This window comes from Exiguobacterium sp. A1_3_1 (assembly GCF_048985645.1).
GTDB classification, from domain to species: domain Bacteria; phylum Bacillota; class Bacilli; order Exiguobacteriales; family Exiguobacteriaceae; genus Exiguobacterium_A; species Exiguobacterium_A indicum.
The window spans coordinates 1-11,406 of record NZ_WBYY01000101.1 but is presented as its reverse complement, the minus strand read 5'-3'; the positions used below and the strand labels follow the sequence as shown (position 1 = coordinate 11,406).

Below are 11,406 nucleotides of genomic sequence, written 5' to 3'. Positions count from 1 at the left end.
TCGGTACCAGTTTGGCAGCCGTCTTCATGGCGATATGTCGTCCGACACCCGGGCTTCCCGTAAAGAAGACATGGTCGAAACGGAATCGGTCGAGTAATTGGTCACCGACGACTGCCCCATCACCGAGGACGACACTGATATAGTCTGGATCGAACGTCGTTGCGATGAGCTCTGCAATCAAACCCGACGTATGCGGTGTCAAATCCGACGGTTTCAAGACGATGCAATTTCCGGCTGCGATTGCTCCGATGACGGGTGCAAGCAACAGCTGGAACGGGTAATTCCATGGTCCGATGATCAAGACGACACCGAGCGGATCGTGTCGGATGAAGCTCTTTGACGGCTGCAGGACGAGTGGTGTTGCGACTCGCTTCGGCTACATCCAGCGCGCCAATTGTTTTTTCGCTTCACGTAGCTCTTGATAGAGCACGCCGATTTCTGACGTGTAGGCTTCAAATGTCGGTTTTCCTAAATCCTTTGCTAATGCTACGAGAATCCGTTCTTCGTTTGATCGGACTAACTGTTCCAGCCGTTCGAGCTGACGTAACCGGAAATCGATCGTCTTCGTCTTCCCTGCATCAAAGAATGCACGTTTCCCACTATAAACTTCTTCGGTTACGGCTTGATCTTGTAAAACCATGGTTGGATGTTGCATCATTCATCGCTCACCTTCATTATGTTCTTTCGTTTAAACATTTAAACGTTTAGTGTAAAATCAAACTCTCTTCTCATATGTGAGAAAAGAGCCTCGTTCAGCGTAGGATACAATCTTCTTCAATGGCTGCCGTCAATGTTTTCAAGACGTTGACCGCTTCTTGTAAAGTCAGATAATAGTAGTTCTCCGTACCGACTTTCTCAGAAGCGACGATTCCTGCTGCCCGCAATACTTTCAGGTGATGCGAAATCGCTGGTCGAGATAACGAAATTTTTTCATCCAATTGACTGACGTTCAAACGATCGTACCGTGCCAATTCAATGATGATCGCTTGACGATTGACATCCGATAAGACTTGAAAGATCGGAATCGCATCTTGAAAATACCCTACTGCTGCGTCTAGAGCTTGTACATCCTGTTCGTTTTTTCTCATAGCGCCTCCGTTTAAACGTTTAAACATTTAAATTCATGCTCCTAATTTACAATCCTTTCTTTCCGTTGTCAACTGATTCATTTCATATTCTTATTTACAGGTTCAGGAAACTCATGATAGGATGGTAAAAATTACATGATTCAAACGCGTCGAAGAGAACAGTACGTCATCTCGGCTTTTCCTAGAGAGCTCCGATTGGTGGGAAGGAGCATCAGCCATTGACCGAACCAAGCCTCTGAGCAGCACGGTGGAACCGAATCGGGGATATCGTGACGGGTGCTCCCGTTATCGAGCTCAGGTATTTGCCGTTTGAAAACGGTCGTACCGATGAAGGCGATACCGGTGACGGTCTCGCGAACAGGGGTGGCACCACGACACGCACAGTCTCGTCCCCAAGACCAACGTCTTGGAGGTGGGATTTTTTTATTGGCTTAAAAAACAATAAAAAGGAGTGTGTCATATGTCGAATTGGAAATACCCTGGATTGCTATTACTTGGTGTCGGTGTCTCGAACATCGGCGCTTGGGTCTACTTCATCGCCTTGAATTTAATTGTCCTCGAACGAACGGGATCAGCGTTCGCCGTCTCCGTTCTCTATATTTTATTGCCGATCTCCGCGCTGTTGACGAGCCTCTGGTCCGGTAGTGTCGTCGACCGGATCAATCAGCGTCGCTTGCTCGTCATGCTTGACGTCGCGCGTGCCGGGCTCGTCTTTTCACTGACACTGATCGATTCACTGTTTGTCCTCTACGCACTCGTCTTCATCCTGAACATCGGCAACACGCTGTTTGAGACATCGTCATTGATCTACATGACGAAACTCGTCCCGGAGACGAGTCGCCAACGGTTCAATGCGTTGAAGAATTTTATTCAATCAGCCGGCTTTATTCTCGGACCGTCGATTGCTGGATTCTTATTTTTGATCGGTTCTCCGGAGACGGCGATCATCCTGAATGCGGGAGCGTTGTTGTGTTCTGCTGCCTTACTGTCCGTCTTGCCCGACGTCCGCAAGGCTTTGACTCCAGCGACGTCCTTCTCACTCCAATTGATTCTTGCAGACTGGAAAGAGACGCTTCAGTTTGCACGGACGCGGCGCTATGTCACGCTCGTCTACGCCTTCTATGCGCTGATGATCGTCCTGATGAGCGGACTCGATTCGCTCGAAGCCTCGTTTGCGACGATCGTGTTGCAACTGGATGAAAGCACGTATGGATTTCTCGTCAGTATCGCTGGAATCGGCATCATCTGTGGCTCCGCCGTCAATGCGACCTTCACGCATCGCTTGTCGCTCCGCTTCTTGATTCAATTCGGAGCACTGATGACACCGATCGGTTATGTGATCTTTGCCACAGCGACGTCGTTCCTGACGGCAGCGATCGGCTTTTTCTTGCTGACGTTCGCCCTTGCGTTTGCGAACACCGGCTTCATGACATTCGCTCAAACGCACATTCCGGTCGAAACGATGGGACGATTCCTCAGTAGTATCCACGTCGTCCAGTCAGCTGGTGTCATTCTCTTGACGGCGTTGATTGGTTTCTATGCGGAGACCTCAATCCGCTTGACGTATACCGTCGCTGCAGTCAGCTTTCTGCTCATCGGTGGATGGATCGTTTGGATCGTCCAGGATCGAACGAAACGGCATTATTTTACGACGAAAACGGACGAAACGATCAAGCTTTCGTCATGAGAAAGGAAGGTATTCATGAACCTGACCGCAAAACGAATTTTCCTCCGTCCGCTTGACGTGACCGATGCACACGTCTTATTCGAACAAACCCAGGATGAGACATTACGTTACCTGACTGGTACGACAGCAACGTTTTCGATTGAACAGATTGAACAGCACATTCTTTCGATTCAAGCTGATCCATCGCGCTTCGATTTCGCTATCTGTCTGCATTCCGGTGAAGTGATTGGTGAATGTTCCATTTTAGACATTGAGGCAGAGTTGAAACAAGCGGGCTTTCGTATTTCGATGCGTGCCCTCCCCTGGACCGGTCAAGGATACGGGACAGAAGCGATCGCGTGTATCATCCGATTTTGTTTCGAGGAACTTCGACTTCATCAACTTGAACTTGAAGTGTTTCCGCATAATGAGCGAGCCATCGCTTCGTATAAAAAAGTTGGCTTTGACATCGTAGAAACGATTCCTGATGCTGTATCCTATGAAGGGCGTTCGTTCGACGAAATCATCATGCGGAAATGTAGCCCACTCTATGCTTAAAAGCATCACTCCTGATGTAGCACCTCCTTCGTGAGGTGCTTTTTCTAATCGATCAAAAACGAACATATCGAATTAACAGATTTTTTAGTCAATTCACTATTATTTGTATATAATGGAAAAATAAAAAGAAATATATGGATATGTACATAAGTGATAAGGAGGTCACATTACACAATTTTCTTCAAATCAAACGAAAGCGAGGGATAGTACATGTTGAGATTTATCTGGAATTCCTGGTGGCGCAACAAGGAACGGTTCATTCTGCTCCTCGTAGGCGTTCTGATCGTCAGTACCGGACTAAGTTATTTAATTGGTACGACGCAAGCCAACAACGGAACGGTCGTCGATGAACTGCAAAAACGCTGGGGCTCATCATACGATATCGTTGTTCGTCCGGAAGGCAGCCGGAGCGTGACAGAAGACTTGAACCTGCTCGAACCGAACTACATGAGTGGGCTCGACGGCGGGATCACCCGCAAGCAGTACGAGACGATCAAACAGATTACTGATGTTGAGGTCGCAGCACCAATTGCGATGATCGGGAACTATTATACGGATGCTGTGAAGGATACCTACAACTTCAAGGAACCAGGCATTTATAAGATTTCATATAAAGATATGCAAGATACTGGACTAAAAAAAGAAACAGAGTCTATGTCGTTCTTTGCCGGAGCAGGATGGTCCCCTCCTGAGAGTGACGGATTGAATCGAGATATTTCACCGCAAGAACTAGGCGAGTTTCCAATCTACGGTTACGGGAGTGCAGTGATGCTTGCCGGGATTGATCCGGAAGCAGAAGCACAACTCGTTGGACTCGATCAGGCAACCAAAAAGGCTACGCATAGTCGTTATTTCACGAAGGACGATGTCGTGAACGATTATGGTGACGGTGTCTGGGACATCCCATTGATCATGAACAGTCAGGAATACGTCAATGCATCGCGGACCTATCGCTACGAGAAAGTCGATATTCCGCTCGTCAAAGATTCAATGGTTGAAACGGTGCGCAGTATCATGAAAAAAGGTGGCGAATCCTATCTCAAGACGCTTCCTGTTAAAGATACGAAGGAATACTATATTTCGACAGAGCAAGCATCAAAGCAACTTATTAAGAACATTCTCGAAGATAAGGTTCCGGAAAATGCAAATGGTGGCTTTGACTGGATGTATCTAAAACCATCGTCCGTCGAGTATCAAACGATTGCTAGCCCCTTTGCCAAACGTTGGCCATTTACTTATCAAGTAACGCCTCAAGAGGTTGCAAAAGAAGTTCTGATTTCGAAACGATCGATGTATCGAAAAGCTCGTATTTTCGGTGACGGTACGGGTAACCTTGATAAAGTACCGAAAATGCATTTGAACTATATTGGTGTCTTTGATCCGAAAAAATTGAACATCTCGAAAGACCCATTGACGGAACTGCCGATGGAGACCTATTTCCCGGCGAAAGCCCAATGGGTCATGGACAAGAATGAAAAACCGGTCAATCCAGTCCGGGAAGTCAAACCGACGAACGATCCGTATGACTTCTTGACGAAACCACCATCGATGCTGACGACGCTTGACGCCGCCTTTAAGTTACGTGGTGATAAAGCCATTTCTGCCATTCGTGTCAACGTCAAAGGTGTCGAGACGATGAACGCGACGAGTGAGAAAAAGTTGAAGGCTGTTGCTCAAGAGATCGAGGACAAGACCGGTCTGATCACCGACGTCACGCTCGGCTCCTCGCCACAGCTCGCGCTGACATACCTTCCTGGATTAAAAGGTGAATCGGCACTCGGTTGGATCCAGCAACCGTGGATCAAACTCGGTTCATCGATGACCATCTTCCAAGAAGCGAAAGTCGGAATGAGCGGCATCATCGCCAGTGTCATCGCTGTTGCGCTCGTGTATGTCTTTAGTTCAAACATCATCTTACTCTATGCCCGCAAGAAGGAATTCGCGATCTTACTGTCGCTCGGTTGGCGTCCACGTCAGCTCTCGAAGCTTCTGTTCCTAGAAGCAACGTTACTCGGCACACTCGTCGCCTTGATTTCTTGGACGATCCTCGGTTCGTTCTGGCTGACGACGGATCATCCGATTGCCTTATCACGGATCATCTTGATCGGACTTGCTGGTCTATTGATTTACTGGGGCGGTACGCTCGTTCCGATGACGCTCATCCGCCGGATTCAACCATTCGAAAGTATGCGTTCTGGTGAAGTCTCAAAAGGTCGTCGATTCGTCCGGGCACAAAGTGTCCTTGGGATGAGCATCAACCAACTTGCAACGTATTGGCAACGGACGATCCTCTCGACGATCGCGATCGCCTTGCCAACGAGTCTATTCATCTTCTTCCTGTTCATCACCTTCCGACTGAAAGGTGTCCTGTATGCGACATGGCTCGGTGAATACGTTGCCCTTGAAGTCGGCACGATGCACTATGTTGCGATGGGTGTCGCTTTACTCATCGCCATCTTGACGACGACGGAGATCATGTGGCAAAACGTCAACGAACGAAAGAGTCAGCTTGCCGTCTTGAAGGCAACTGGTTGGCGCAACGGTCAAATCCGGACGCTCGTCTTAAGTGAAGGATTAATGACGGGACTGTTCGCTGGAATCATCGGCTTACTGATCGCTCTTGCGATGATCGGCTTCGTCTATAACCAGTTCCCAACAGGTGAGCTCGGCTTCTTGAGTGTCATGTTGTTGATTCCTGCCATCACGGGAGTTCTCGGTGCCCTCTTACCCGCTCAACGCGCCGTCAGCATTACACCAAATGCTGCGATCGGAAGTGTCGCAACGAATACGAAAGCGACGGAACGACGTTTCCGACTCGCCTTATCCGCAGTTGGTGGTGCCCTTGTCGTTGGTGTCGCTTCCCTGTTCTTCTTTGCTACGACAGAAGAAGGTCCTACGTCCACGAAACCGGTACAAACAGCTGCACCAACGGTCAAAACGACAGGAACGAAATTGGCAGATGTAAAAGACAAGAAAAAGAAAGCGTCCTCTACGAAAAAAGTCAATTCGAGCAAGCTCGATCAACTAATGGCACGTGGAGTCGTTCAAACCTATCCGGGAGATCCTAAAACAAAAAGCAATATTTTCCATGTTGATAAACTTCTCCTATCACCTCCAAAGGAGTTGAAATTACCAACTCTTGTTGATGAACAATATGTTACCGTTCCCGTCATCCTTGAGAACTACAAGGATAAAGACGCAGATGGCGGATATGGTATTTATAAGCCAAATCTATTCACGTTAGAGGATACAAGCGGTAATGTATACGAAGCTGTCGATTATGAGAACCGGAACCCAGACGCTTGGAAGGACGGCTATCGCTATTTCCCACCTTTCGTTTCTCGCGTCGATCTAGTGTTCCGTGTTCCAAGTGATAAAAATACGTATGTGCTTCTCGCGACAAGCGAAGCCATCGCCAAACCGACGACCGTCAAAATCGAAGTCGATGCTGCGAATGCTGCATCAACCAACGTGAAGACCAGACAAAAGAACAAGTCAAAGAAAACGAATACAGACGCCATCGAAGAACTGATGAATAAAGGTGGTCTTCAGACATATGCTGGTGATAAAAATTTAATGAAAGAACGTGGGTTCATGGTCAGTTCGGCGAAACGTGTTCCACTTAAGAATCTTCCGAAAGATAAACAAGCCGTATCTGTCAGACTTGAGATGCAGATAAAGGGTGAAGATTCAGCTGACTCTTATATCGACTATAAACCCTCTTCTTTCCCATTGATTGATCGTCACAAGAAAAGCTACACGCCTGAAGAAACGATTAATCTGAACAAAAAAGCCTATTCAGAAAGCTTAGGTTATTACGCTCCGTTACACTCCAAAATTGATGTCATCTACATCGTACCGAAAAATGAAAATACCTTCGTCATGAACGTAAAAACAGGATTCACTGGTTTTCTCTACACCGTTAAAATCAAATTATGATTACTACTTAATCACTGGCTGTCATATGACGGTCAGTGATTTTTCTATTTATACCGAAATTAATTTCTTAACGTTCTACTTTTGGTAAGATGAAATACAGGAAAAGAATTGGAAGTAAACCACTTAAACGAGGACCTGCTATGACCTATTTCATGTATCTATTTTGTTTGATCGTCTGGGGACTGAATTTCATTGCTGTCAAAATCCAAGGAACACCTGTCGCCTTGGAAGTATCCTTGACCTATCGATTAGCGATGACCGCTGTTCTTTTCATCCTATTTGCGTTATTCGTTAAACGAACGAACAAACCTACCGCAACGGATATGCCTTTCATCGTCGTATTCGGTGTCTGTAACTTCGCTCTGAGTTACTTATGTCTCTATTACGCGACGATGTTAAGCTCTGCCGCCATCGTGACGTTGATATTCTCACTCAAGGTCATTCTGACACCGATCGCTCTGCGCTTGTTTTTAAAAGAGACCCTCCATGCGCGCGTTTGGATTGGCGGATGTTTTGGTATCATCGGCGTCGGCGTCCTGATTGTTCCGAGTCTAAGCAGCATCCATGGACTGACCGATTTAAAAGGTGTCTTGATTGCTCTAGTCGGCACGCTATTGACGTCAGTAGGTGACGCTAGTTCAGCGCGGAACGCCAAGCAACGAATCAACCCGGTTCATGCCAACGCGATTGGATTCACTGTCGCGAGTCTACTGATGGGCGCCATCGTCTGGTTCCAAGGAACACCGCTTACGCTCCCGACAACCGTCACGTATCTTTCTGCCTTACTCTATTTAACCGTGATCGCATCATTTCTTGCGTGGCTGTTTTATTTGAAACTCGTCGAACGGATCGGTGGTGCGAAGAGCGGCTATATGGTGGCACTATTTCCGCTAATTGGCGGTGTTGCTTCCGTAATGATCGGTGAATCGACGCTGTCTCTTCCTTTAATCATCGGGTGTCTGTTTAGTTGCATCGGGGCTTCGGTTGCTCTAGGGATTCGTCCGTCTCGGCAACGAAATAAAGTATTCAGCTAATGTCAATTTTTGAACCGGAGTGATAAATATGTCTCGAATCACATGTACCTATGATTTTTTAAATTCACCGAACGCTATTTCAAATTCTTCAGCAAGGGATATCCCCACCATTCTGTCGATTGAAGCAAATGTCAAAATCATCATTGATCATGCACTATATTTTGAAACATCGTTAGCCATCTTCGAGTTTTATAAATCCTTGTATCGGTGGAAAAGATTGGTGACGCCTTCATGTACTCCTGCCTTTTATTATTATTCGGTGGAGTTTGATCATGATGAGGAAGGAGCAATCGTATCGATGGTCCCTTCTGCTAATCAAGGAAGGATTCAATCGATTTGGGGCGATGAACGGATGAACACTGTTTTTCCGCTCGACACCTTAGTGACGTGCTTGTCTGATTTAGAAAGGCAACTGCGATTCGATCTTGAAGCGTACTTCGACATTCAGCTGGATGCCTTCATCCGTCACATTCCCTATTCGTCACCAAAACGCTAATAGAATGAGGAGACTTCTATATGCTTGATTTATCTCAGTTCCAGATCGAGCTTGATATCAGGAAGCCAACACCCTATTTTCAGTCAACACCAGAACGCCGTATCCGCTTTTTAATGGAAGACCTAAATGCCTCGCAGTTGAAAGAAATTCTTCAGACGATTTTTCAAAAAGACAGACCGATCCATCTTCTATTCGTCGCTGCGTACATTCATCGTCATCGGCGTTATTCAGCAAAGGCACGAGTAGGCTCGTCGATTACGATTCGAAACTGGAAAGAGTATATCGTGGAAGATGAAGTAGCTCATAAAGGTGTCGTCTATGCGCATGTGAAGCATGTAAAGCTTGATGAAATCATTTCTTATTGCACAAATGTCTATCGAGGGTACACATCAGCTTACATCGTCTTCCATGACTCGGATTTCCTTTTGTATGTGTCGACGGATGTAGTCGATATCATTGGCGATGCGACTTCGATTAAGTCGCTCAAGGAAACATATGTTGATCTTTACGACCGACTTTACGATGATTTCGATCATGCGCTACGTCACTAAATGATATTACGCTTTGAATCCACTATTCATATTGACATAAAGGATAGAAGATCAGGTCTCTCTGAACTTCTGTCCTTTTTTGACGTTTTGAATCATGAGTCAATAATATGAAACTACATTCTCCAGTAGAAGGGATTCCATTATTCCTTGTGGAAAAATATGCTAGTAGTTTTATCGATTAATCTTGTTATGCTTATTGATTGCAATATTCGCTGACAAGTTAGAAGGAGGTTAACGAAGTGGGACCAACCAATGACATGTGGGTGTGGATATTGACCTACGCTTTCTTTTTCATCACGCTTATCAGTGCAATCTACGTCGCGGTCAAGCATCCATCTTTGAGAAAAGCGTCAATCCGAGCGGTGGTAGCGTTGCTTTTCCTGTATGCATTATTCATTTGGAACTCTTTGTACCGTCTTGATATTACAGAATTCAGACATTTTTACGATGGATTGACGACACTGCGACCGTGGGCATGGATGTGTGTCTTCTTATTCGCCTACACATTAAAGTGGTGGTCTCTCGTATTTCTTCACATCCGTCGTCCGAGTCCCTCTTCACATGAGGTACAGCAATGAACTACGTTTCCGAAAATCTTCGAAGGAGCTATCCAATATGAAATTACATCGATTCGCATCCGTCTTTTGCCTCTCGACCATCGTTTGGACGACAGCGGGTTGTACCATGATGGAAGAACAAGCCACACCGCGTGTAGCACAAAAAAATGTCGCGTCACCTGAACAAGTAAATACTCCCTTGAAGAAAGCAACGATCGACTCCAAGAATCAACAAGCAATCGAATTAGAGAAGCAAATGGAGCGCGTCACGTTAGGTCAAACGAAAACGTACGACCTTTCTTCCTTATTAAGCAAACACCGTGTCTCGATTGATCCGCAGTATTTCTATCAAAACCAAATCTTCTACTTTGACCTACAAGAAAACAAAAGTGTCATCTATACATACGATACGAAACGACAGCACAACAAAATCGTCCATGCGACGAGTAATGCAATCCCGATGATGACGGGTACAGGTGCGTTTTTACTATGGGTCGAAACAGAACAGCCGACAAAGACAGGTGTGAAATGGTCGATTCGTCAACTAAACATTACGACGAATCAGGTAACAACGCTGGATACTGGAGAAAGTCGCTTCGATACATCTCCTCCGAGAATCGATGTCACGTCAACTCGTGCGTCCTGGATCACGCAAGAGGCGACTGCACAAAAAACGGTCTCCACGATCAAGACGTATTCGTTAAAAACCGGGAAGATCACGCCACTCCAATCCTTCATCTTAACAACAGGAAAAACACGAGACGGACTATTCACGTACGAGCACCGCGATAGCGATGACGGCGTGACCTTATACACGTCTCACTATAAAAACGGACAGAATATCCGTGTGCTTGAGACTCTGGATGGTGCCTATAAAAAAGAGATATCCGGATTAATTGATTTCAGTCGTAGTGGCACCTATTTCGCTCTCGGCACAGAAGGCGATGCCATATTCCAACCCATCGGACTAGACCAAAAGACGCTGAACTATTCTGCTTCCAGTGCCCAGACGTTGATTAACGGTATTCAATTCCTTTCGAACACACAAATCGTCTTCCGAGAAGGCATAAATCAGTTGATGTATGCGGACTTAAAAGCGAAGACCGTCGCTCCTCTGACGGACTTCGAAGAGTTGGTATCGTTTCCTCTATATCATGATGGGGTACTAGCGTATAGCATCACGAATGGAACGAAAACGACGTATCATGTTTTACACTTGAAAGCTTCAAATTAAAAGGACATGACGATAAAAAGCTTTTAGGTCATTTACACCACGATACTTTACGAACTAAAAATAAGCTTAGATCTACTCAATTGAGAGATCTAGGCTTATTTTAGTTCGATGACGTAATAGTAGCGATTTTTTTAAATCCAAATGACATCAGAACATTACGTTAAATATAAATCTAATATATCCGATACTTATTTGAAAGCTATTTAAACATAAGGGAGGAAAAAAATTGCGTACAACTATAAGTTATCCCTTCCTTCTGTCCATCGGAATTGGTTTATTGTTT

Annotated in this window: 11 protein-coding genes and 1 other annotated feature; of the genes, 8 read left to right on the top strand and 3 right to left on the bottom strand. The window is 45.7% G+C overall.

Going from position 1 to position 11,406, the window contains the following annotated elements:
- The 3 genes from F8N00_RS11405 to F8N00_RS11395 all read right to left on the bottom strand — a co-directional run.
- On the bottom strand, positions 1-301 hold a 301-nt coding region (locus tag F8N00_RS11405), incomplete at its 3' end, for an aldehyde dehydrogenase family protein (RefSeq protein WP_421018237.1).
- A 75-nt stretch (positions 302-376) separates the two neighbouring features.
- On the bottom strand, positions 377-658 hold the full coding sequence (locus tag F8N00_RS11400) for a hypothetical protein (protein ID WP_421018236.1): 282 nt from the start codon (positions 656-658) through the stop codon (positions 377-379).
- A gap of 94 nt (positions 659-752) precedes the next feature.
- Entirely contained in the window at positions 753-1,115 is a 363-nt protein-coding gene (locus F8N00_RS11395) for an ArsR/SmtB family transcription factor (RefSeq protein WP_023468128.1), read from the bottom strand.
- Positions 1,116-1,228: 113 nt separating this feature from the next.
- Positions 1,229-1,485: a binding site (T-box leader), on the top strand.
- 63 nt (positions 1,486-1,548) lie between these two features.
- Here F8N00_RS11395 and F8N00_RS11390 point away from each other — a divergent pair.
- The 8 genes from F8N00_RS11390 to F8N00_RS11355 all read left to right on the top strand — a co-directional run bounded on the left by F8N00_RS11390 (position 1,549) and on the right by F8N00_RS11355 (position 11,123).
- Entirely contained in the window at positions 1,549-2,775 is a 1,227-nt protein-coding gene (locus F8N00_RS11390) for an MFS transporter (protein ID WP_075642249.1), read from the top strand.
- 15 nt (positions 2,776-2,790) lie between these two features.
- Positions 2,791-3,312 carry a GNAT family N-acetyltransferase gene (locus F8N00_RS11385; RefSeq protein ID WP_421018235.1) on the top strand — a complete coding sequence of 174 codons (522 nt, stop codon included), beginning with the start codon at positions 2,791-2,793 and terminating at the stop codon, positions 3,310-3,312.
- A 210-nt stretch (positions 3,313-3,522) separates the two neighbouring features.
- Positions 3,523-7,251: an ABC transporter permease gene (locus F8N00_RS11380; protein ID WP_421018234.1), complete on the top strand. Its 3,729-nt coding sequence runs from the start codon at positions 3,523-3,525 to the stop codon at positions 7,249-7,251.
- 140 nt (positions 7,252-7,391) lie between these two features.
- On the top strand, positions 7,392-8,285 hold the full coding sequence (locus F8N00_RS11375; protein ID WP_421018233.1) for a DMT family transporter: 894 nt from the start codon (positions 7,392-7,394) through the stop codon (positions 8,283-8,285).
- A 298-nt stretch (positions 8,286-8,583) separates the two neighbouring features.
- Positions 8,584-8,781: a hypothetical protein gene (locus tag F8N00_RS11370; protein ID WP_421018232.1), complete on the top strand. Its 198-nt coding sequence runs from the start codon at positions 8,584-8,586 to the stop codon at positions 8,779-8,781.
- A gap of 20 nt (positions 8,782-8,801) precedes the next feature.
- Positions 8,802-9,332: a hypothetical protein gene (locus F8N00_RS11365; protein ID WP_421018231.1), complete on the top strand. Its 531-nt coding sequence runs from the start codon at positions 8,802-8,804 to the stop codon at positions 9,330-9,332.
- A 239-nt stretch (positions 9,333-9,571) separates the two neighbouring features.
- Positions 9,572-9,910 carry a hypothetical protein gene (locus F8N00_RS11360; RefSeq protein ID WP_421018230.1) on the top strand — a complete coding sequence of 113 codons (339 nt, stop codon included), beginning with the start codon at positions 9,572-9,574 and terminating at the stop codon, positions 9,908-9,910.
- A 37-nt stretch (positions 9,911-9,947) separates the two neighbouring features.
- Positions 9,948-11,123 carry a hypothetical protein gene (locus F8N00_RS11355; protein WP_421018229.1) on the top strand — a complete coding sequence of 392 codons (1,176 nt, stop codon included), beginning with the start codon at positions 9,948-9,950 and terminating at the stop codon, positions 11,121-11,123.
- Positions 11,124-11,406: the final 283 nt, after the last annotated feature.